Here is a 23990-nt window from a genome sequence, read left to right as displayed (position 1 = left end):
AAAGGACGATGTTATGTGACCCGACAAAAGATTGTATCAAAGTCAAAACACAATACTCTTTTAAAAGCCAATGCTCATAGTTGCATTAATATACTTTTTATTCGAATATTTATAAAAGAACCAAGTTAAATATCTGTTAATGATTAGCGAATAACTCACCTTAAAGTCTAGTTAAAGAACTAGTTTATCAGAAGATAAGATATACACTTTTATCACACCAACGCACCGAAAGATAATTTCGCATTTATTTCACAGCATACTCCGGAGTGGCACTAAAACACCTTGTAATATTAAAAATAATAATTAAAATCAATATTTTATTCATCACAAATGGAATATCCTATATTTAAGAAAACATCGATGAACGCTACTTTCATTGAAGTATCTAGTTCTTTTCTAGCACCAAGCCCAATGCCATTCCAATTCTTTCCCCATTCTCTCTTTTTCCCAATTCTTTTTTGACAATCGTCCTCTCATTTTTGAAACACCATATTACTCACCAAACCGAAACATTTCGTTTACTTTTGTCTCGCATCTAAAGTTTTCATTCATAAGAAAACCAAATTTATCGATACGAACAAGGGAGCTATACATGTCAAATATCATCAACGGGACTAACGGTGACGATAAGCTACGCGGCACATCAGGTAAGGACATCATTTACGGCCATGGAGGGAATGATTTCATTCAAGGTGATGGCGATACAGACTTAATTTATGGTGGTGATGGCGACGATACAGTCATTGGTGGTGATGGGACTGACGAGGTCCATGGAGATGCTGGCAATGATTGGGTCCGCGGCGGACTTGTTGATGACAACCTGTTTGGTGATGATGGCGACGATCGTGTCGAGGGCGGCCTTGGAGACGATACGTTGCATGGCGGTAATGGTAACGACCTTTTGTTTGGCAATGAGGGCACGGACACTATCTATGCAGACGCTGGCAATGACAAAGTCAGAGGCGGTGAAGGAAATGACATCATCAGCGGCGGTGCAGGTAAAGATATTCTTTTCGGTGATGAAGGTAACGACACACTAAAAGGTGATGCTGGAAACGATATTATCTGGGGTGGTGAAGGCGAAGATTCCCTTGAAGGTGGCGACGACAACGATGCGCTTTGGGGTGGGAACGGCAACGATGTGCTTTACGGCCAAAATGGCGACGATAGTCTACATGGCGAAAATGGAAATGATCTTCTAATAGGCGGTGCTGGCGATGACCGTCTATATGGTGATGCAGGTGAAGACACATTATCTGGTGGCACAGGCAACGATTCCCTTTTCGGCGGGGACGGTGTCGACCAACTGAATGGCGAAGATGGTAATGACACCCTTTACGGTGGATTGGGCAACGATAAGCTTAATGGTGGCAACGACAACGACACACTTTTTGGCAATGAAGGTGATGATGCACTCGAAGGCGGTGCTGGTGACGACATCTTGTTTGGTGACTCGGGCTATGACTTAGAAACAGGCGGAAGTGGCTTGGGTGAATTAGTCATACCAGGTGAAGTAAATAATTCAGATTCCGACGGCAACGACACCATCTATGCAGGCGATGGTGACGATACCCTATATGGTCAAGGCGGTGACGATTCTTTGTATGGCGAACTCGGTGACGATACGATTAAAGCCGGCCAAGGGAATGATCTTCTAGTTGGAGGATCCGGCAATGATCTCCTTAACGGCGATGAAGGAAACGACAGTCTCGATGGCGGTGATGATAACGACCGTTTGTACGGCGACGACGGTATGGATCTCCTTTTAGGCGGTCTGGGTAACGACTACCTCAATGGTGGCAATGATAACGATAAGCTGTATGGGCAAGATGGCAATGACACGCTCGTCGGAGGCGCTGGCGATGATTACCTGGCGGGTGGTGATCACGATGATCGCCTGTTTGGCGGTGATGGCAATGACCAGCTCCATGGCGGTCTAGGTAACGACACCATCAACGGTGATGGTGATGACGATGTGATTTATGGCAACGAAGGTGCCGACCTGCTCAACGGTGGTGATGGTAACGACTTCATTGATGGCGGTGCCGATAATGACCGAATTTATGGCGGTGCCGGTGCTGACGCTATTTATGCTGCAAGCGGCGATGACTACATCGAAGGTAACGACGGTGACGATGTTATCGACACCAGCGACGGTAATGATGAAGCCAAAGGCGGCGCAGGTAATGACACTCTGTTTGGCAACAACGGAAACGACATCCTTTTCGGTGATGAGGGTGACGACACTTTGCATGGCGGACACGGGGCCGACCAACTCCATGGCGGTCTAGGCAACGACACCATCAACGGTGATGGTGATGACGATGTGATTTATGGCAACGAAGGTGCCGACCTGCTCAACGGTGGTGACGGTAACGACTTCATTGATGGCGGTGCCGATAATGACCGAATTTATGGCGCTGCCGGTGCTGATGCTATTTATGCTGCAAGCGGCGATGACTACATCGAAGGTAACGACGGTGACGATGTTATCGACACCAGCGACGGTAATGATGAAGCCAAAGGTGGTGCAGGTAATGACACTCTGTTTGGCAACAACGGAAACGACATCCTTTTCGGCGATGAGGGTGACGACACCTTGCATGGCGGACACGGGGCCGACCAACTCCATGGCGGTCTAGGCAACGACACCATCAACGGTGATGGCGATGACGATGTGATTTATGGCAACGAAGGTGCCGACCTGCTCAACGGTGGTGACGGTAACGACTTCATTGATGGCGGTGCCGATAATGACCGTATTTACGGCGGTGCCGGTGCTGACGCTATTTATGCTGCAAGCGGCGATGACTACATCGAAGGTAACGACGGTGACGATGTTATCGACACCAGCGACGGTAACGATGAAGCCAAAGGCGGCGCAGGTAATGACACTCTGTTTGGCAACAACGGAAACGACATCCTTTTCGGTGATGAGGGTGACGACACCTTGCATGGCGGACACGGGGCCGACCAACTCCATGGCGGTCTAGGCAACGACACCATCAACGGTGATGGCGATGACGATGTGATTTATGGCAACGAAGGTGCCGACCTGCTCAACGGTGGTGACGGTAACGACTTCATTGATGGCGGTGCCGATAATGACCGTATTTACGGCGGTGCCGGTGCTGACGCTATTTATGCTGCAAGCGGCGATGACTACATCGAAGGTAACGACGGTGACGATGTTATCGACACCAGCGACGGTAACGATGAAGCCAAAGGCGGCGCAGGTAATGACACTCTGTTTGGCAACAACGGAAACGACATCCTTTTCGGTGATGAGGGTGACGACACCTTGCATGGCGGACACGGGGCCGACCAACTCCATGGCGGTCTAGGCAACGACACCATCAACGGTGATGGCGATGACGATGTGATTTATGGCAACGAAGGTGCCGACCTGCTTAACGGCGGTGACGGTAACGACGCTGTCGATGGTGGTGCCGACAATGACCGTATTTATGGTGGTGCCGGTAACGATGTGATCTATGGCGGCGATGGTAACGACATCCTATCCGGCGGCGTTGGTGATGATGGCATTGACGGTGAACATGGTGATGATGTTATCTACGGTGAAGATGGTCACGACGCCCTAAGCGGCGGCGCAGGTAGTGATTACGTCAACGGCGGTAATGGCAATGACCATCTTTACGGCAACGATGGCGACGACCACTTAGTCGGCGAGCAAGGCAATGACTTGCTGATTGGCGGTTTAGGTAACGATACCCTTGAAGGTGGCACTGACGACGACACTCTCTACGGCGAATGGGGACACGACACCCTCAAAGGTGGAGAAGGTCATGACAAAATCTACGGCCAAGACGGTAATGACCACCTCACCGGACAAGATGGCAATGATCTCATCCTTGGCGGCACAGGCAATGACACCATTGGTGGTGATGCCGGCGACGATGTCATATACGGTGAAGACGGTGACGACAAAATATGGGCAGGTCTGGGCAACGACGCTGTTGATGGCGGTGCCGGTAACGATGTGATCTATGGCGGCGAGGGTAACGACATCCTTTCCGGCGGCGCTGGTGATGATGGCATTGACGGTGAACATGGCGATGATGCTATCTACGGTCAAGATGGTCACGACGGCCTCAGTGGCGGCGCAGGTAATGATTACGTCAACGGCGGTAATGGTAATGACCATCTTTACGGTAACGATGGCGACGACCACCTAGTCGGCGAGCAAGGCAATGACGTGCTGATTGGCGGTTTAGGTAACGATACCCTTGAAGGTGGCACTGACGACGATATTCTCTACGGCGAATGGGGACACGACACCCTCAAAGGTGGAGAAGGTCATGACAAAATCTACGGCCAAGACGGTAATGACCACCTCACCGGACAAGATGGCAATGATCTCATCTTTGGCGGCACAGGCAATGACACCATTGGTGGTGATGCCGGCGACGATGTCATATACGGTGAAGACGGTGACGACAAAATATGGGCAGGTCTGGGCAACGACGCTGTTGATGGTGGTGCCGGTAACGATGTTATCTACGGTGAAGATGGTCACGACGCCCTAAGCGGCGGCGCGGGTAGTGATTACGTCAACGGCGGTAATGGCAATGACCATCTTTACGGCAACGATGGCGATGACCACCTAGTCGGCGAGCAAGGCAATGACGTGCTGATTGGCGGTTTAGGTAACGATACCCTTGAAGGTGGCACTGACGACGACACTCTCTACGGCGAATGGGGACACGACACCCTCAGAGGTGGAGAAGGTCATGACAAAATCTACGGCCAAGACGGTAATGACCACCTCACCGGACAAGATGGCAATGATCTCATCTGTGGCGGCACAGGCAATGACGCCATTGGTGGTGATGCCGGCGACGATGTCATATACGGTGAAGACGGTGATGACAAAATATGGGCAGGTCTGGGCAACGACGCTGTTGATGGCGGTACCGGTAACGATGTGATCTATGGCGGCGAGGGTAACGACATCCTTTCCGGCGGCGCTGGTGATGATGGCATTGACGGTGAACATGGCGATGATGCTATTTACGGTCAAGATGGTAACGATGGCCTCAGCGGCGGCGCAGGTAATGATTACGTCAACGGCGGTAATGGTAATGACCATCTTTACGGTAACGATGGCGACGACCACCTAGTCGGCGAGCAAGGCAATGACGTACTGATTGGCGGTTTAGGTAACGATACCCTTGAAGGTGGCACTGACGACGACATTCTCTACGGCGAATGGGGACACGACACCCTCAAAGGTGGAGAAGGTCATGACGAAATCTACGGCCAAGACGGTAATGACCACCTCACCGGACAAGATGGCAATGATCTCATCTTTGGCGGCACAGGCAATGACGCCATTGGCGGTGATGCCGGCGACGATGTCATATACGGTGAAGACGGTGATGACAAAATATGGGCAGGTCTGGGCAACGACGCTGTTGATGGCGGTACCGGTAACGATGTGATCTATGGCGGCGATGGTCACGACATCCTTTCCGGCGGCGCTGGTGATGATGGCATTGACGGTGAAAATGGTGATGATGCTATTTACGGTCAAGATGGTAACGACGGCCTCAGCGGCGGGGCAGGCAATGATTACATTAACGGCGGAAACCATGATGATAAACTCTATGGCCAATTGGGCAATGACCGCTTAGAAGGTGGGCATGGGAACGACCATCTCGATGGCGGCGAAGGCAACGACGAACTGTTCGGCCAATGGGGACACGACCGATTGGAAGGCGGCAATGGTGACGATGCACTATACGGGGAGGACGGCCAAGACATCCTGATCGGCGGCGATGGCAGCGATGTTCTTGATGGCGGTAACGACAATGATACCCTCTATGGTGAAGGTGGCCATGATACACTTTATGGAGGAAACGGAGATGACACCCTATTCGGTCAAGATGCTGGCGATGAACTATTCGGACAGGAAGGAAATGACTCGCTGTATGGCGGCTATGGTGAAGACTACCTTGATGGCGGAAATGGCAATGATTATCTCCGAGGTGAAGGCAACAAAGACACCATAAAAGGTGGTAGCGGCAACGACCGTATATATGGCGACAATGAAAACGACTATTTATATGGCGATGCTGGTTGTGACCACATTGAAGGAGGAAATGACAACGATTTCCTTTGGGGTGGCGATGACGATGACTATCTAAACGGCAATCATGGCGATGACCACCTTTACGGCGATAATGGTGCAGATATACTCGTTGGAGATAGAGGCGCTGATAAGCTGTGGGGTGGCAATGGCAGTGACCATCTCTATGGCGGAGAAGGTTCAGACCAACTCTTCGGCGGAGGAGGTAACGACTACCTTGACGGCGGTGATAATGATGACTTTATTCGTGGAGAAGGTAACAAAGACACAGTCTATGGTGGAAACGGAAATGACACCATCTATGGAGACAATGAGAACGACGTTCTACATGGCGGAGAAGGTCATGACTATATCGATGGCGGCAATGACGACGACTGGCTCTTTGGTGACAATGGTTCTGATATTCTGTTAGGCGATAGTGGTAATGATTTCATCAACGGTGGCGCTGGCAATGACCGTCTCATCGGCGGCGATCATTTTGATACGTTCTATTTCGATAACTTATCCGGTTCTGATGTCGTCGTGGACTTCAATTGCAAACAGGACACTATTCAAATAGATGACTCACTAGCATTGAGCTTCTCTCAGGTTTCCTACTGGGCAGAAGGAGCAAATACAGTTCTTTCCATTAACAATGGTACGGCCTATGTGACCCTAGAAAATTACTGCGTAACTGATGTTAGTTCGGATATGTTTTCCTTCACTTAACCAATCATAATTTACTAATACAAACCCGCCAACTGGCGGGTTTTCCTTTGCTTACAAAGCACCATTTATCATATCGCTGAAACACTATTTAGTATTAATAATATGGAATATCAAATCAAAACACCCCCAAACTAATGCAACCCTTAGCACTGCTTTCTTATCGAGCATCAAGTTCATCCATTACCTCATACAGATATCAAAGATATCCACGCACCGATTCAAACATTGATGTTTCAAATCATTAAATACAATCAGGCTTTAATTGACCGCGATTCGGTAACCTTTTGTGGAGATGAAGCAGCAATCCAGATTTAGCGTGGCAAAGAGCACCATAGGAAACAGGGAAGAGGTTTACGGTTACCCAAGGTGCCATTGAAACGGCGCTGATGATTAAAGGCATTTTCAGGCTCTCATTACGCGCCCTTTCAGAAACTGGGATGTCTCGATATAAAAAGTTACTCGCCCCACATCGGGCACTGCGTGATTACGATGCACAGGTCAACTAAGCATTGTCGAACGTCAAAGCGATGAACAAAGCCACAAGACTAGGTATGCCTGTGAGTTACCGAGTTGAGTAACAGAGTAGCCTTCATTGAATCAGTAAGTTTGATGACTGATTTGATCAACAAAGCCATTAAAAACCGTACCTTGCGACATCATTAGGCATAGACTAAATTAAACTAGTATCAACAATAAGACTCGGGTGCGCAATGAAGAAATTCAAGATTTTTGAATATATTTTGTTAGTTACAATTCTTTTGATTTTTACAGGATGTTCAGATTCATCGACGACTTCAATACCATCATCGTTCAATTTACTGTCTGTCGAAGCCAGTGCTGAAAAAACAAAAACGCTAAAATACACTTGGAATAAAGCTGAAGGTGCTACAAGTTACGATTTATGTGAAAAACAGAGTAACTACTCAGATAACTGCTTAGTGCTTGCTACACAAACGGCTTCCACAGATGCTACTCAGACGATAGAGTATACGTTACCCACACTACTCGTTAAAGATGATTTTATTAACAAAGATTACTTTATTCGAGCAAGCAATGCAGCTGGTGTATCGTTGAGTTCAGAAATAAGCATAAGCGACGCTACCTTAATTGCCGCCATTGGTTATTTGAAAGCATCAAATATAGATGCTAACGATGTATTTGGTAGTGCAATAGCATTGAGCAAAGACGGTAAAACACTCGCTGTTTCAGCGCCGCTTGAAGATAGTAGTTCGGAAACGATACAAATCGACAATAGTGCCGTGGATGCAGGCGTTGTTTACGTTTTTCACTACCAAAATGGAACATGGGGAACACCGGACTACGTCAAAGCGTTCAATATTGATGCAGGAGATGTATTTGGCTTTAGTCTATCGCTAAGTAGCGACGGAACTGTGCTCGCAGTTGGTTCTCTCAACGAATCGAGCGCGAACGTTTCTACTCCTTCGGACAATGCCGCTGGAGCTTCTGGCGCAGTTTATGTTTATAGATATACGTCGGGGGCGTGGAGTACACCCGATTACTTGAAGGCATCTGACATTACAGCAGGTGACAACTTTGGACGAGCAGTAGCATTGAGTGGAAATGGTCTGACACTCGCAGTGGGAGTCCCTGCCGAAGACAGTGGTACAAGCTCGCCTTCCGATAACTCTCAAGCTGATGCAGGGGCAGTTTATGTCTTTCGGTACTCTGGCAGCGTTTGGGGAAGTCCCGATTACCTAAAAGCAACTGACATAGATGCAGATGATGCATTTGGCGTTTCAGTCGCATTGAGTGAAGATGGCAACAGACTCGCCGTTGGAGCACCGAACGATGACAGTAACAGTGTTCCCACTGATGACAGTGGTTTAAATGTCGGGGCTGTTTATGTTTTTGATTACCTAGGCAGTGCTTGGTCGACACCTGACTTTCTGAAGGCGTCAAATATGAGCGACAGCGATCAATTCGGCTTCAATATAGCGTTAAGTAGCGATGGAAACACACTCGCAGTGGGTGTTCCAAATGAAGATAGCAGCAGTGCCACAACACCAGATGATAGTGCCAGTGCGGCAGGGGCAACGTATGTTTATCGATATAGTGGCGGTTCTTGGAGTGCCCCCGATTACATTAAGGCATCCAACATAGAAGCAGGTGATGAATTTGGAACTTGGGTGTCTTTAAATAGCGATGGTACGGTGCTCGCCGTCGGTGCAAAAAATGAAGACAGTAGTGGAACATCTGATAATAACGATTCATTAAATAGCGGTGCTGTCTATATTTATCGTTACGAAAGCAATACTTGGGGCACGCCAAGCTTTATAAAAGCCTCAAATGTCGATGCTGGCGATCTATTTGGTTCGTCATTACAACTTAGCAATGATGGAAACAGTTTATTTGTCGGGGCAACGTTTGAAAGCAGTGACTCCTTGGACCAGAATAACAATACCACAGCATCGGGAGCTGTATATTCCTACTGACACTGATTGTTTCTTGTGGGTTTAAATACTCGTCAAACTGGATGACTAAGGCACTGAATTTTCGTTCGGTGCCTTTTTCGATATCGACCAAAATGCTATCCCTGAGTGTGACATGGCTATACTGGGAAAATATTCGGGTTACATGATTAACAAGTAATATGCAATGCGATTCAACATGATGGAATATGTAGCTTTGCCATTCCCCCTATTCAAGTTGTATCGATACCGCCGCACAGGACGGTGCAAAAATAGGTATCAAGATTATGTTTTAAAAGCTTAAGAGAAATACACCTTTCATAGCAAGTTGCCATTAGAAAGCCCTAAGATAGAAAATCTCTCCCACCTTTAAACATTTTATGCCTCGTCCACTCATCTATCCCCTCTTAGACTGGCTCCATCAAAACGTTTAATTGGAGATAAACGATTTGCAATTGAAGCTGGTATTGCTGACTTCTGGCACAAGTATGCTGGCTTCACGGTCGAAAACGTCGTTGAGACAGCGAAAGAGCTACTCGCATAACTTCCAGGTCAAACATAAAAACCCGCCAATTGGCGGGTTTCTTTTTATCTGCTTGCTTTGAAATTGCGCGACCAGAAACTACGCGAATTGCTTTCTACGCAACTCTCGTGAAAGACCGAGGTACAAACTCACACACATCACCAACAAGAACACCGCGAACGGTAACCCCGTAGAAATGGTTGCTGCTTGAAGTGCCCCTAAGCCGCCCCCCATCAAAAGTGCTATCGCCGCAAGTCCTTCAATGGAACACCAGAAAATACGCTGAGAAACTGGCGCATCGATTTTGCCGCCTGCTGTAATAGTATCAATAACCAGCGAACCCGAATCTGATGATGTCACGAAGAAAATAATTGTCAGAATCATACCAAAGAAACTGATCACGCCAGTAAACGGTAAGGCTTCAAACATCTTGTAGATGGAGAGCTCTGGCTGCCAGTTGCCATTGGTGATCAAGTTAACAACACCATTGTAGCCGCCATCCATTTGATCCAATGCCGTCGTACCGAACGTTGTCATCCATACAATACAAACAATGGTTGGAGCAATCAGTACTGCCAGAATGAATTCACGAACACTACGGCCACGCGATACACGCGCGATAAACATACCAACGAATGGAGACCAAGATACCCACCACGCCCAGTAGAAGGTTGTCCAACCGTGATAGAAGCCTGAATCTTCGCGACCCACCCAATTCGACAGCGCAGGCAACCAGCTAAGGTAATCCACAGTATTCGTCACGACACCTTTAAAGATGAGTATGGTTGGGCCAACAACAATCACAAAGATCATCAGCATGCCAGCCATCACCATGTTGATCTCACTCAGACGTTTCACACCACCGTCCATACCGCGATACACGGATATCAGCGCAGCGAAAGTGATCAATAGAATCAAAATGGATTTGGTTTCAATACCCGCATCAATACCAAACAGGTAGTTGAGGCCAGCGGCAATCTGGTTCGCACCGATACCCAGTGATGTTGCCAAGCCGAACAATGTCGCCAGTACTGCCATGATATCGATGACGTGTCCCCAAACACCCCAAACGCGATCACCCAGCAATGGGTAGAAGGCGGAACGAAGTGTCAGTGGCAGGCCTTTGTTGTAATGAAAAAAGGCCAACGCCAACCCCACCACAGCATAAACTGCCCACGCGTGAAAACCCCAGTGGAAAATCGATGCTGCCGTACCAATGCTTCGTGCCGCCTCAGAGCCTACTTCTAAGCCTAATGGTGGGTTAAGCGTGTGGTTCATTGGTTCTAACACGCCATAGAACATTAGGCCAATGCCGACACCTGCCGAGAACAGCATGGCAAACCATGCCGGGTAGGAGTAATCAGGTGTTGCTTCATCCCCACCCAGTCGAATTTTACCGACAGGCAAGAACGCGAGCACCAAACAAAAAATTAAAAATATGTTGGCTGAAATCACAAAGAACCAGTCAAACGACTGTGTGATTGCAGGGCGCAACCACCCAAAGAACTCTGCCGCTTGCTCTTGAAATATCAGCACACCCAATACAAACACCACCACCATGATGGCGGAAATTGGGAAAACAGGGTTGTGGAAATCAAGCCCTAGTGGGTTGATGTTATCTTGACCTATTTGATAATCCGTATTGTATTGCTCGTCATTATTCACTTCCGATGTTGGATCACTCACAGCATTGCCTCCTTTTACTGCTCTCACACGACTAAGCAGTAATAACAATGCCCTTTCTCACGTCTTCTTACATGAGAAAGGGCATTTATTAAACATTTTCATCGTGTACTCTGTGCGGCAATGATGACCAATAGCCTCTTAAAAATCAGATAAAATCCCTTTTCATCCCAATTAATGAGCAATGAGTCAGGCACGTAATGTAAGTGCAAACTAAATATCTTATATCCAGAGCGTCGAGATTCAATATTGAGAACATACAGAATTAAAATAGAAAAATGGATGATCATCTATTAATCCAGTGGCAAACGCGTGAGGCTCCAATACGCCTAGCCAATATAAAACGCGCCCATCAGCGCGTTTATATACCCAAGCAACCTCAAGATGCAGAATTCAGAGACTGTGGCTAAACAACCCTCTCGGATCGCCACCAAATCGATTGCCACCCTTTGTTCCTCGAAGCAATAAAAGCACCGCAAAAATCAACCCACCCACCAACGGAATCATGTTTATCAACATCCACCATCCTGACTTGTTGATGTCGTGCAGTCGTCTGATCGTTACACCGAGTGATGGCAATAGCGTTACCCCCCACCATAACAATGAAGCATTAAGATCCGTGATATTGAAATTCTGAACGCCCACAGAGGCAACATCTAACCAAACACAAAATACCAATATCAAATTTTGAGTGAAAAAAAAGCCGAAATATTCCTTTCTTCTCGCCCTTCCATAAAACGTTGCATACTTTAAATAACCAAGAAATAGCCACTTCATTTGTCTTCCCTTACTGCTGGGGTATCTAGGTCAAAATCGACTAGCACGCTAACAAAGCATAAGGGTAGAAACGGAGATATATCCCTCATAAATACAAGTGGTTTCTGTACTTACAGATCTGCTCTCAGTATTAATACGTGATCTTATAAATGGCAATTCATGCAGTTGCATTCTCGTTCTCGGACATAGGAAAAAATGAGACAGTTTCAACGCGGTGAATGTTCAATTAACAGCAAGCATAAAACAAAAAGCCAGTCGATGTGACTGGCTTTTTACGCATCAAAAACAATAATTTACCCGTCGAACGTACCGCTGTCACCGTGGCTAGCTTGATGACATTTAGGGTCAACACCGAAGCGATTCTCTCCTTTGGTACCTTCAAAAGCCTGCATAATAAGCAAAGCAATTACGCCAAAAGGGACAATACCAAGCAATACCCACCAGCCAACACGATCTGTATCGTGTAGCCTTCGCACCGTCACCGCGAGAGTCGGAATAAACACGGCGACGGCATACACCATGCCCAATGTGCCAATGCCCGCTTCTTCATTGAAAGATCCTAGCATTTGATCAACAAATCCCAGCGCCAATGAAACCAATATATTGATCAAGATAAACGTCCAGTATTCCTTTCTACGCGCTCGCCCTTTAAACACAGTGTACTTTTTCAACACACCAATGTACTCGTTCATGGTTTTCTCCAACGTCATCAATCCCTGACCGATACTTTACCAAAGAATGCGACTTGATGAACAAGGGGTTTTCTTACTTTAAATGCGCTCGCATGTTGCCAAAACGTGAACAACATGAGTAACTAACCAATTGAAAAATACTATACGGACGTATCATCGAATGACGAACCCTGCCTCTCCAACACAGTCCCCACCAGAAAGAAAAACGTCTCGTTTAACGGCATGGTTACCGGTTGTTTTGGCTGTTATTGCAACAATGAGCTGGGCAGGTAATATCACACTCGCAAAACTCGTGAACGCAACAATACCCCCAATGGGGCTGTCTTTCTGGCGTTGGGCAGTGGCTTGTATCGTGCTGCTTCCTTTCGTTTACAAACCCATGCGCGAACAGTGGCCGCTGCTTAAACAGCATATCGGTTTGGTACTTGTGCTCGCACTGCTTGGTGTCGCTGGGTATAACAGTCTGGTTTACATCGCGCTGGAAAACACCCTGTCCACCAACGTCGTGATTTTACAATCTACATCGCCGTTAATGATTTTATTGGTGCAGTTTTTGTTGCTGGGCCAAACAACAACACTCAAACAAACACTCGCCATCGGCATATCGGCTATTGGCGTATTGCTTATTATCACCAAAGGTCAACTGGTCTCTGATTTTTCGATTGGCCAAAGTGAGCTTATAGCGCTGTTTGCCATTCTGGTATGGGCAACTTACTGTGTGTTAGTTCAACGACTGCCTCAAGCGCTAAAAGGCTTACCCATTCTTGGTTATACCGTGTACATCGGCACGGCGATGATTTTCCCGGTATATGTTGCTGAATCTTTGTTTATTCAAACCATGCCAATTTCATTCAACAGTGTGGCGATATCGCTCTATACCGGGGTCTTTGCCTCTGGCATTGCCTTTTTTTGTTGGAACAGTGCCGTTATGCGAATGGGAGCGGCCCAGACGGGGCAGTTTATGCATCTGATCCCGGTGTTTGGCATCATCTTTTCTATGCTGCTACTCGGTGAACGCATGGCGGGTTATCACTATGTTGGCATTACATTTATTGTGCTGGGGTTGCTCATCGCCAACCTTCCCTCAAAAAAACAGCCGCCCACGCCAACACGTTAAAGTGCCCCTTGCAAATGCAGATTGAGTGACACTGCCACATTCCGTTATAGTGACGCCCAATTATTGTAAGGGCGCACCATCATGCTATTTATTTCCAATACCGTTTCTATCCCTGATGACGAAATCGATATTTCGTATATCCGCGCGCAAGGCGCTGGCGGCCAAAACGTCAACAAAGTATCTTCCGCTGTTCACCTGCGCTTTGATATCAATGCTTCATCTTTGCCTGACTTTTACAAAGAAAGGCTGCTTGCACTGAAGGACAGTCGCATCACCAAAGAAGGCGTAGTCGTGATTAAAGGCCAGCAATTTCGCACACAAGAAAAAAATCGTGACGACGCGCTCTCGCGTTTGCAGGAGATGATTAAAAGTGTAGGGATTGTCCAAAAGGCAAGAAGAGCAACGAAGCCGACGAAATCTTCACAAAGAAAACGTGTGGATAGCAAAACGCTGCGCGGAAAGACGAAATCTATGCGTGGAAAAGTGTCGATCTAGATGCGCTCTGTCGACACTTTCCCACTGTGTTTAGTTAAACCGGCTAACGAAATCCAAATTTCTTAAACACCGTGGCGGCGGGACAAAACCCAGTAAACGCACTCTGGATCAGGTTGAAGCCGACAAAAGCGGTTAACCAAATAAAATTCGCATCAACCCAGTGCATTAACGCCAATGAAACAAGCACCATCACTCCGGCAAAGACTCTCACCACACCATCCAAAGACAGTGCACGGTCGTTCACGTTTTCAGTATCGAGTTGTGTCATTGCTCATCTCCTTTTCACCGACGCTTTGATTATAGAATCATAGTTTAGATAATACTAATTTAATAAAACCTAATGTTCTTGTTTCTCTCTGGGATGCTTTACTGCCCAATTTCAAAGCGCTATTTACTCGCAAAAGGCGAAAGTGAACACTAACTCGCACTGGTCTAATGTCACACAACACAAGTCTGACCCACTGACTTACTTGTCACCCAACAACACTTGGTGTCCAATCAAATATCATCAACAAGAGGAGCTTTATGTGTCTCAAACCCACTTCAGTGACTACCCGCTCGCCCAGACTCAAGCCATTGTCTGGAATGATATGGACGCGCTTCAACATATCAACAACACGGTGTATTTTCGTTATTTTGAAGATGTTCGCGTGGTCATGCTCGAAGAACTGAAGGTATTTGAGCACGTCAAAAGCCACAACATTGGCCCAGTGGTTGCGTCGACACGCTGTGATTACCGAGCGCCACTCGTGTATCCCGATACCATCACCACGGTTTCCTGGGTCGAAGATATACAAGAAAAGCGCTACACCATGAAATATGAAATCCACAGCCACAACCAACAGCGATGTGTCGCTAATGGCGAAGCACTGATTGTTTACTGTGATTTTAAGACGGGTAAAAGCTGTGCGATTCCGGCGGAAACCGCCACACAACTTCAACGCTATTTGCGATAGACAGTGACGACGCTTTTGCTATCCATTCATAACCTAAGTTCTGGGTTTGGAGGCTCGCACTCAACGCCTCTTTCGATTGATTTAGCCGTGGGTGATCACCTCGCCTTGAGCGGCCCCTCAGGCTGTGGAAAATCAAGCCTTCTGAGGGTCATTGCTGGCTTGATGCCCGCACACGGTGGTGAGTTCCACTGGCAACAACAACGCATCACAGAGAGTAACCTCATATGGTGGCGCAAGCAGTGCTGCTATTTGCCTCAAGAACCCGTTTTGGGTGCGGATACAGTTGCAGGCGTTCTACGCCTACCATGGACGCTCAAAGCAGAATCCTCCCCTATTCCTGACAACGAACTTTGCAACGCCGCGCTGGTGCAGGCAGGGTTATCCAAAGACTTGGACAACGAGGTGAAGCAGTTTTCTGGCGGAGAAAAGCAGCGATTAGCCATTGCACGAGCGCTTTTACTCAAGCGCCCCATCTGGTTATTGGATGAGCCCACTTCAGCTCTAGACCCAGCAAGTCGAGACAGCTTGATAGCATCGCTCTCTCACACTTCTATCACCCGCATTTCAATTTCGCACGACCCAATTTGGCTTCAATCGGCTGACACGGTGTTTGACATGGGGAATGGTCATGAATGATGCGTTAAATATCAGCAATAGTGCTTTAAATATCAGCAATAGTGCGTTAGCGGCTTTCTACCTGATCTTTTTGATTCCATTACTGCTGTTTCAGCGCTGGCAATTGGGGTTGAGTAAGCCGCTCATCACCTCTGTTATCCGTATGACGTTGCAGCTGGCCGTGGTGGGCTTATATCTTCAAACCTTGTTTGATTTTGCCAATATCTACCTCAACACGCTGTGGCTGCTCGTGATGATTTTGGTCGCCAGTTGGACGGTGTGCCGTCAGGCGGGTGCGAATGTAAAGGCATTGCTTCTGCCTGTTTTATCCGGACAAGTTATTGCTCTCAGCTGCTTGCTACCCGTTTTGATGATCGGCGTCATTCAAACACAGCCATGGTGGCAGGCGCAGTACTTAATTCCTGTGGCTGGCATGTTGCTAGGCAATGCCCTTTCGGCCAACGTGCTCGCTCTTGAGCGCTTTCATACCAGCTTAAAACAGCGACATGATGAATTTCAGTTCTACCTCTCTTTAGGATCACCCGCCCCAGCCAAGCCCTTTATAAAAGAAGCCTTTATTGCTGCACTGCGACCACCCATGGCAGCCATGAGCACATTAGGCATAGTTAGCCTGCCTGGCATGATGACGGGGCAAATCCTCGGCGGAACCAACCCACTTTTGGCTGTGAAATATCAACTGGTGATCATGATTGCGATTTTCCTCACCGTCACGCTTTCCGTTGCTACCACCCTGATGTTTGCCAGTCGCAGCGCGTTTAACTGCTACGGCCAATTAAAGATGTGACCTAGTCCGATTCATTCCTACATACTCGGATCAAAAAAGCCCTGAGCATTTTGCACAGGGCTTTCCTTTTTGTTCATAGTTTGTTCATTGTGACACATCTGCTGTCACTGATTTTTTTGCTGTCGCTATGACACCAACAACACCAAACCCGGTAACAAAATAAACACGGTGCCGAGATAACCCACAACAGCCAGTTTAGATTTCACCGCATAGTCAGCGAGGGTCTCAGCACACTTAACAGGCAAATCACGCAGGAACGGCAGGCCATAAATCACCACAATACCCAGCACATTGAATGTGAGGTGGACAAGTGCGATTTGCAAGGCAAACACCGCATTGTCACCCGTCACAGCAGTCGCAGCAAGCAAGGCAGTGATACAGGTACCAATGTTAGCGCCCAGCATGAACGGATACACTTTACGAACACTCAGTACGTTTGTGCCCACCAAAGGGACAACCAAGCTTGTAGTGGTAGATGAAGATTGAACAAGAATGGTCACCAACGTGCCTGATGCGATACCGTGAATAGGACCACGGCCAATCGCGCTATGAAGCACTTCACGGGCTCTGCCTACCATCAGCTTTTTCATCAATTTGCCCATCACAGTGATGGCAACAATCACTAAGAAGATGCCAAACAGAACCAAAGCGATGCCGCCGAAGCTTCCTGGCAACGCTTCAAACACCGATTTAGCACCGTTCACGACAGGTTTAGTGATTGGCTTGATGAAGTTGAAACTTTTCATGCTGAGGTTATCAGCGTGCATCAAAGGCGACACAAGCCAAGCCGAGATTTTCTCAAGGAAACCCGTCATCATTTCAAGCGGAAGGAAAATAGCAACGGCAATAAGGTTGAAGAAATCGTGCACCGTTGCACAGGTAAAGGCGCGACGGAACTCGTCTTTACAGCGTGCATGTCCCAAGCTTACCAGCGTGTTGGTCACTGTTGTGCCCACGTTGGCGCCCATGACCATAGGGATAGCCAATTCAACAGGCAAACCGCCCGCCACCAGACCCACAATGATCGATGTCACTGTGCTGGATGACTGAATAAGCGCTGTACCAATAATACCTATCATCAAGCCCGCAACAGGGTTTGATGCAAATTCGAACAATTCTTTCGCATGATCACCCGCAGCCCACTTGAAGCCGCTACCTATCATTGAAACAGATAGCAGTAGCAGATACAGCATGGCGATAAGGGCAACCCACTGCAGAGCGCGTTTGGTTGGAGCGTTGGACTGGGGTCCTTGCAGTGCATCAGATTGGATGCTCATAACTCACTTCCTGATATGTAAGTAATTTGTCAGTTCGCAGGCATCGTATGAATCTAATGTGACAAATATATTACCGGAACGTTTATTTTGAATATTTTTTGACTTTTATATGACGAGTTTGTGACCGCCTATCAGAAAATTTCACCCTCACGAATCATGACACTTATCGATTAAGTGCAACCCGTTTCATTGGCGTATCACTACCTCAATACGTCACTTCAAAACGCAAAAAAGCCAGCGTGATCTGGCTTTTTAATTGAACGCTATTTCAAGGTAATCTAAACGGTTGCTCAGTAGCCCATGGCTCTTGCGACAAACGCACGAGTACGGTCATGTTGAGGATTATCAAAGATTTGTGAAGGCGGACCTTGCTCAACGATCACACCACCTTCCATGAAAATCACGGTGTCAGCAATGTCACGGGCAAACTGCATTTCATGCGTCACCACGATCATGGTCTGCTTTTGCTTAGCCAGTTGCTTCATGACCGACAACACTTCGTCGACCCATTCAGGGTCAAGCGCGGATGTCGGCTCATCAAACAAAATCACTTCACCTTTACATGCCATCGCACGGGCAATACCCACACGCTGCTGCTGACCGCCCGAGAGCTGTGCCGGGTATTTGTGAAGATGATCTTCCATCCCCACATTGATCAGCAATTTTTTCGCCGTTTCTTCTGCTTGATGCTTTGGCTCGTTCCACACGGTAATTAAGGATTCCGCCACATTCGCCAACGCCGTTTTGTTGGCGAATAACGCATAGCTTTGAAAGACGAAACTGCTCTGTTTGCGTAACTGGTGAATATCCGATTTGGTGGCTTTTTCCGCCGTAACACTCACATCCCCAATTTGAATATCACCGGTTGTTGGCGTTTCAAGGAAGTTCAGGCAGCGCAGCAACGTCGATTTACCGGTGCCAGACGGCCCAATGATCGCCACAATCTCACCTTGATGAACCTCAAGGTCGATCTGCTTGAGCACTTCGACATCACCAAAGCGTTTGCTCAATCGTTTAACACTAATCATCGCGCATACGCCTTATTTAATCTGACTTCCAACATTGACTGAATCTGGGTGAAGAAAATCACCACCAACCAATAAATCAGTGCCACTGCCAAGAATGCTTCAAAGAACTTAAAGCTCGATGACGCTTCCATCTGTGCTTTTGCCATGATTTCTGCCACACCCAGCGTAAAGGCCAGCGATGTACTTTTGATCATGTCGATGAAATAGTTCATCAGCGACGGCGTCGCAACACGTGACGCCTGCGGCAATATGATGCGTCTCATGGCTTGAAGCTCAGTCATGCCAACACTGAGACTCGCTTCCATCTGGTTTTTATCGATTCCCACAATCGCCGCACGAATGCTTTCTGCCATGTACGCGGAGAAGTGGAGGGAAAGACCAATGACCGCCGCAGTAAATGCATCCATACCGACGAAAATCGGGAACACTTGGGGCAGACCGTAATACAGCAAAAATAATTGAACCAGTAACGGTGTCCCTCTAAAGAAAGAGATGTACACCACCACAATCGCATTCAATACGTTGACTCTGAACACCCTTACCAGTGCGAGAAACACCGATAACACCAGAGCAATCGCGAAGCCAATTAACGACATTTCTAGAGTTATTCCCAGATACTTAATCAGTATCGGGAACAACGCTAGCATGTAGTCAAAATCGAAGCCGTTCATTATTGAGTAATGTCAGAATCAAACCACTTTTCAGAAATCGCAGTCAGGGTGCCGTCTGCTCTCATTTCTGTTAGGGCTTGATCGACTTTCGCTTTAATCGCCAATTTCTCGGGTGTGTTCAAAAATGGCATCGCATTTTGAATGGTTTCGAACGGTTCACCCGCTAATTGCAGTGGCAAGCCAGATTTTTGAATAAGCTGCGCTGAAGAAACACGGTCCATGATGAAGGCATCAGTACGGCCTAGTGCCACATCTTGCTCAAATCCAGAATCATACGTGATGATGTTGATTTCGTTTTTCTTGTCGTAGTTACGCAGTAGTTGCTCAAAGTTACTGCCAAGGTTAACCGCAACTTTCTTGCCTTTCAGATCATCAATACCTGCAATGTCATCACGGCCCTTTCGGATCACAACTTGTGCGCCATCTATAACGTAAGGGACTGAAAATGCATACTTGGCGGTACGGGCTTCAGTCATGGTGATTTGGTTGCTGATGGTGTCAATGTGACCCGCTTCCAACATGCCAAACAAACCAGAGAAACTCGATGTGACAAACTCGACGTTATAGTCAGCACGCTTCCCAATCTCGTTCCAAACATCAATTTCAAAGCCTTGTAATTCATCCAATTTCACAAAAGTGAAGGGGAAGTAACGACCAGACATACCGACTTTTACATCGTCTTGAGCCAGTGAAGCGGTAGCAGTCACGCTGGTTGCCAAAGCAAGGGTGGCAAGCAAAAGATTTTTCATTGAAGACATTTTGTTATTACTCCATTTTTTTGATGTCGCCAATGTAACCTAAGTGTAATTTTGTGATAAATAACGAAACGATCTATGTAATGCTCTGCAAATTAGTCAGTTATTGGGCATTTAGCACTTTGTTCATTAATTGAACAGGGTTTTTGACTGGATATTCACAAACTGCCTACTTTCATTCTCTAAAGTAAGAGGCATTGTTCTCTATTGCAGCGAGCTTAACGTTGCAAATGCTCTTTACCTTCTTTGGCTCTCTCGCCAATTGCACCAAATGAAAGGCCATATCTATTCATCTTTGATTGCTCACACTTATGCCTACTCCTGGCATATAGCACCCTGCTAGCCTCCAGCCACAGCGACAAAAATCTTTGTCGCGCCATTGCCAACAATGTTAATAAGATCACTAAAATCAAGGATATGTGATTGCCTTCTCAGTCATATCAACATGCAACATTTCTCCAGTAAAGGGCTTATTTATCCAATATCTTACGCCCCAGACCGGGCGCATAATCAGCCCAACTCGAAACACAAATCTAATAACTCGAAATAAAAGGTCTGAATCATGAAAACAAATCTCGCAGAGTTGAAGCGACACCTTCTCACCGGCACCAGCCACATGTTGCCATTCGTCGTCGCTGGCGGTGTTCTACTTGCATTGTCAGTCATGCTAGGTGGTAAAGGCGCCGTTCCTGAAGGCGTATTCCTTGAAGGCATTTGGGATATGGGTATTGCAGGTTTCACCCTGTTTGTTCCTGTTCTTGGTGGTTACATTGCTTACTCAATCGCAGACCGCCCAGCACTGGCACCGGGTATGATTGGTGCTTACCTGGCGAACCAAGTACAAGCGGGTTTCCTTGGCGCCATCGTCGTCGGTTTCATCGCAGGTTACGTTGTTCTACAACTTAAGCGCATTCCCCTTTCTAACAAGCTTAAAGCGCTTTCTACCTACTTCATCATTCCAATCGGCGGCACGTTTATCGTATCGGCACTGGTTGTTTGGGTAATCGGTCAACCTATCGCTGGCTTCATGGCATTCATGAACGAAGGCCTGCAATCCATGGCTGGCGCATCGAAAGCGGTTCTAGGTGCAGTACTAGGTGGTATGACAGCATTCGATATGGGTGGCCCAATCAACAAAGTAGCAACCCTGTTCGCACAAACTCAAGTTGGCACTCAACCTTGGTTGATGGGCGGCGTTGGTGTGGCAATCTGTGTGCCACCACTTGGCATGGCTCTGGCAACTTTCCTTGCTCCTAAGAAATACTCTCCAGAAGAAAAAGAAGCCGGTAAAGCAGCAGCAATCATGGGTTGTATCGGTATCACTGAAGGCGCAATTCCATTCGCAGCCAATGACCCAGCACGTGTTATCCCAGCCATCGTAGCAGGCGGTATCGTCGGTAACGTTGTGGCCTTCATGGCAGGTGTGCTTAACCACGCGCCTTGGGGTGGCCTGATTGTTCTACCGGTGGTTGAAGGTCGCATGATGTATGTCATCGCCGTCATCGCTGGCGCCGCAACGACCGCGCTTATCGTCAATGCGCTGAAAAAACCTGTCGCAGACCGCGAAGATGAAAAACAAACAAAAACCGAAGAACTGGAACTGTCTTTCGACTAAACAGCGTTTAGGTTAGAAACAGAACAGTAGAAACATAGTCACATAAAAATGCATTCACGGAGCGACAACCTCCAACAAGATTGTCGCTCCGCACTGAACTTAAAAATTATAAAAGTGTATTAAGAGAGATTTACTATGAAACTTATTGGCGTAACTTCTTGCCCATCTGGCGTTGCTCACACATACATGGCTGCCGAAGCTCTAGAAACCGCAGCTAAAGCAAAAGGCTGGGACGTTAAAATTGAAACCCAAGGCGCAATCGGCATTGAAACCGAACTGACTGCTGCAGACGTTGCAAGTGCAGATGTTGTGGTTCTAACCAAAGATATCGCTATCAAGAACGAAGAGCGCTTCAACGGTAAGAAGATTGTTCGTGTGACTGTCACTCAGGCAGCTAAACAAGCACCTGAAATCATCGCAAAACTTGAGAGCATGCTAGCTCAAGCTTAATCGCTTAGCGGAGTGGATTCCGGTTCCACTCCGCTTTTTCCGTTCTGCCCACGTGAAGCTCCAAGCGCACACCCTCACCCTTCTGCTTCGCTTTACGCATCCGAAATCAAAAAGGCTTGTCGCCATGCACACAAACATTACCGAATCACTGACCCACTTTACAGGCAAGCTCATTGCCGTTTGCAGCAACGAAAACACGCCACCGGAAGGCGCGTATCAAGTCAATTTCAACCGCCTTGAAATTATTCTTGAGGGAGAATACGACCTGATTGTGGATGCTAAAGATGGCTGCAGCCAGCTAACGCTGAAACAAGGGGAGATGGTTTACATCCCTTCCAATGCGTGGAGCAAGCCAACGTGGGATAAGCCTTGCAAAATGATCTCTGTGCTGTTCGGCAAGCACCAAGTCGGGTTCAGTTTTGTGCAGTACACCACAGAGGGCGGCTTCGTCGATGTACAAAAGCACGCGTTATCTTTGCCTTCATCCATGGCCTTGGAGCATGTGCTTGATGCCCTAAATTGCATGAGTGATAAAAGCCGCTCGAACGTGATGGGAGAACACCTTGCCAACGCGCTGATTCAATATTGTCTCGAATTGCTAGACAACCCTGTTCAAAGCAAAATCAGCCGCAGTGAGAAGCTCTACCGCAGCATGTGTATTTACGTGCAAGAGAACTTCCACAAAGACATTACCCGCGTTTCTGTCGCCAACCGCTTCGGCGTTTCCTCCGCCCACGTTTCGCGCCTATTCAACCAAGAAGGCTCGGTGAAATACGCCGATTACGTTACGTATGTTCGTCTTGATCGCGCCAAGTTTATGCTGAAGAAATACAACTTTAAACTAGAAGAAATTGCTCATCGTTGCGGATTCAAAGACACGAATTATTTCTGCCGCGTGTTTAAGAACAAAACAGGTAAGACACCAAGTGGGTATCGATTGGGGGCTTAAATAGACCAATGGACGGTTTAGACGTCTCATTAAAATCCGCGATTCGGCAGAGCCTAAATGGCGTTGTATAAAACGTAGCACGAAAGGCAAAGCTAAGTCGGCGTTTTACTCTGGTGTTTAATCCTAAGCCTCTGCAATTTAAAGGCTAGTGATCGGGCAGTCCCTAAATTTTAAAACCCACTGTGTCATATATAAGGCTATTCTTATATTGAATACTTTAGTGTTAGTTTCTTAACGCAGTGGATGTTTGAATGCCTTTGTTTTTTCGGGATACGCCTATATATTGCCGCCTACAATGGCAAGAATTTATTGTTACTAATCAAAATATTATAAGCA

The 23990-nt window shown here is 47.2% G+C and carries 17 protein-coding genes and 3 pseudogenes; 12 read left to right on the top strand and 8 right to left on the bottom strand.

Annotation, left to right across the window (positions count from 1 at the left end; genetic code table 11):
• The first annotated feature begins 592 nt into the window (after nucleotides 1-592).
• The 4 genes and pseudogenes from AB8599_RS19725 to AB8599_RS19710 form a co-directional block, all read left to right on the top strand.
• Nucleotides 593-6817 (top strand): hypothetical protein, encoded by a 6225-nt coding sequence (locus AB8599_RS19725; RefSeq protein WP_407333433.1) that lies wholly within the window; start codon nucleotides 593-595, stop codon nucleotides 6815-6817.
• Nucleotides 6818-7045: 228 nt separating this feature from the next.
• Nucleotides 7046-7242, top strand: a pseudogene (locus AB8599_RS19720) (IS5/IS1182 family transposase); the annotation flags it as partial.
• Between the two features lie 285 nt (nucleotides 7243-7527).
• Nucleotides 7528-9270 (top strand): FG-GAP repeat protein, encoded by a 1743-nt coding sequence (locus tag AB8599_RS19715; RefSeq protein WP_407333432.1) that lies wholly within the window; start codon nucleotides 7528-7530, stop codon nucleotides 9268-9270.
• 421 nt (nucleotides 9271-9691) lie between these two features.
• Nucleotides 9692-9790, top strand: a pseudogene (locus tag AB8599_RS19710) (transketolase); the annotation flags it as partial.
• Nucleotides 9791-9868: 78 nt separating this feature from the next.
• Here AB8599_RS19710 and AB8599_RS19705 read toward each other — a convergent pair.
• From AB8599_RS19705 to AB8599_RS19695, 3 genes are all read right to left on the bottom strand, one after another.
• Nucleotides 9869-11455 carry a BCCT family transporter gene (locus tag AB8599_RS19705; protein ID WP_407333431.1) on the bottom strand — a complete coding sequence of 529 codons (1587 nt, stop codon included), beginning with the start codon at nucleotides 11453-11455 and terminating at the stop codon, nucleotides 9869-9871.
• 390 nt (nucleotides 11456-11845) lie between these two features.
• Nucleotides 11846-12229, bottom strand: coding sequence for a DUF805 domain-containing protein (locus AB8599_RS19700; protein ID WP_407333430.1), 384 nt, complete (start codon nucleotides 12227-12229; stop codon nucleotides 11846-11848).
• A gap of 293 nt (nucleotides 12230-12522) precedes the next feature.
• The gene (locus AB8599_RS19695; RefSeq protein WP_407333429.1) at nucleotides 12523-12921 is read right to left on the bottom strand and encodes a DUF805 domain-containing protein; all 399 of its coding nucleotides are present in this window, start codon (nucleotides 12919-12921) and stop codon (nucleotides 12523-12525) included.
• Between the two features lie 160 nt (nucleotides 12922-13081).
• On the opposite strand from AB8599_RS19695, the gene AB8599_RS19690 reads away from it, so the two are divergent.
• Both AB8599_RS19690 and arfB read left to right on the top strand, forming a co-directional pair.
• A complete protein-coding gene (locus tag AB8599_RS19690; RefSeq protein WP_407333428.1) occupies nucleotides 13082-14038 on the top strand; it encodes a DMT family transporter in 957 nt (318 codons plus the stop codon).
• Between the two features lie 81 nt (nucleotides 14039-14119).
• The gene (gene arfB, locus AB8599_RS19685) at nucleotides 14120-14533 is read left to right on the top strand and encodes an alternative ribosome rescue aminoacyl-tRNA hydrolase ArfB (RefSeq protein WP_407333427.1); all 414 of its coding nucleotides are present in this window, start codon (nucleotides 14120-14122) and stop codon (nucleotides 14531-14533) included.
• Between the two features lie 43 nt (nucleotides 14534-14576).
• On the opposite strand, the gene AB8599_RS19680 is transcribed toward arfB, so the two are convergent.
• A complete protein-coding gene (locus AB8599_RS19680) occupies nucleotides 14577-14762 on the bottom strand; it encodes a DUF2892 domain-containing protein (RefSeq protein ID WP_407334438.1) in 186 nt (61 codons plus the stop codon).
• Nucleotides 14763-15060: 298 nt separating this feature from the next.
• Between AB8599_RS19680 and AB8599_RS19675 the strand changes: the two genes are divergently transcribed.
• From AB8599_RS19675 to AB8599_RS19665, 3 genes are read left to right on the top strand one after another with little or no spacing between them, the layout of a single operon-like run.
• Nucleotides 15061-15489 (top strand): acyl-CoA thioesterase, encoded by a 429-nt coding sequence (locus tag AB8599_RS19675; protein WP_407333426.1) that lies wholly within the window; start codon nucleotides 15061-15063, stop codon nucleotides 15487-15489.
• A 3-nt stretch (nucleotides 15490-15492) separates the two neighbouring features.
• Nucleotides 15493-16125: an ATP-binding cassette domain-containing protein gene (locus AB8599_RS19670; protein WP_407333425.1), complete on the top strand. Its 633-nt coding sequence runs from the start codon at nucleotides 15493-15495 to the stop codon at nucleotides 16123-16125.
• On the top strand, nucleotides 16118-16909 hold the full coding sequence (locus tag AB8599_RS19665; protein ID WP_407333424.1) for an ABC transporter permease: 792 nt from the start codon (nucleotides 16118-16120) through the stop codon (nucleotides 16907-16909). The genes AB8599_RS19670 and AB8599_RS19665 overlap by 8 nt, the downstream gene beginning before the upstream one ends.
• Before the next feature lie 125 nt (nucleotides 16910-17034).
• Here the strand turns inward: AB8599_RS19665 and AB8599_RS19660 are convergent, their stop codons facing one another.
• From AB8599_RS19660 to AB8599_RS19645, 4 genes are all read right to left on the bottom strand, one after another.
• A complete protein-coding gene (locus AB8599_RS19660) occupies nucleotides 17035-18186 on the bottom strand; it encodes a Na/Pi symporter (protein WP_407333423.1) in 1152 nt (383 codons plus the stop codon).
• Nucleotides 18187-18476: 290 nt separating this feature from the next.
• On the bottom strand, nucleotides 18477-19214 hold the full coding sequence (locus tag AB8599_RS19655) for an amino acid ABC transporter ATP-binding protein (RefSeq protein WP_407333422.1): 738 nt from the start codon (nucleotides 19212-19214) through the stop codon (nucleotides 18477-18479).
• Nucleotides 19211-19885 (bottom strand): amino acid ABC transporter permease, encoded by a 675-nt coding sequence (locus AB8599_RS19650; protein ID WP_407333421.1) that lies wholly within the window; start codon nucleotides 19883-19885, stop codon nucleotides 19211-19213. Before AB8599_RS19650 ends, AB8599_RS19655 begins: the two co-directional genes overlap by 4 nt.
• On the bottom strand, nucleotides 19885-20643 hold the full coding sequence (locus AB8599_RS19645; protein ID WP_407333420.1) for an amino acid ABC transporter substrate-binding protein: 759 nt from the start codon (nucleotides 20641-20643) through the stop codon (nucleotides 19885-19887). The genes AB8599_RS19650 and AB8599_RS19645 overlap by 1 nt, the downstream gene beginning before the upstream one ends.
• Nucleotides 20644-21202: 559 nt before the next feature.
• On the opposite strand from AB8599_RS19645, the pseudogene AB8599_RS19640 reads away from it, so the two are divergent.
• The 3 genes and pseudogenes from AB8599_RS19640 to AB8599_RS19630 form a co-directional block, all read left to right on the top strand.
• Nucleotides 21203-22240, top strand: a pseudogene (locus AB8599_RS19640) (PTS fructose transporter subunit EIIC); the annotation flags it as partial.
• Between the two features lie 150 nt (nucleotides 22241-22390).
• Complete coding sequence (locus AB8599_RS19635) at nucleotides 22391-22705, top strand: PTS fructose-like transporter subunit IIB (RefSeq protein WP_407333419.1); 315 nt, start codon at nucleotides 22391-22393, stop codon at nucleotides 22703-22705.
• 124 nt (nucleotides 22706-22829) lie between these two features.
• Nucleotides 22830-23654 (top strand): helix-turn-helix domain-containing protein, encoded by an 825-nt coding sequence (locus AB8599_RS19630; RefSeq protein WP_407333418.1) that lies wholly within the window; start codon nucleotides 22830-22832, stop codon nucleotides 23652-23654.
• Nucleotides 23655-23990: the final 336 nt, after the last annotated feature.

The organism is Enterovibrio litoreus (genome assembly GCF_045679545.1).
GTDB lineage: Bacteria > Pseudomonadota > Gammaproteobacteria > Enterobacterales > Vibrionaceae > Enterovibrio.
This window is presented reverse-complemented; position numbering and strand designations above follow the sequence as displayed.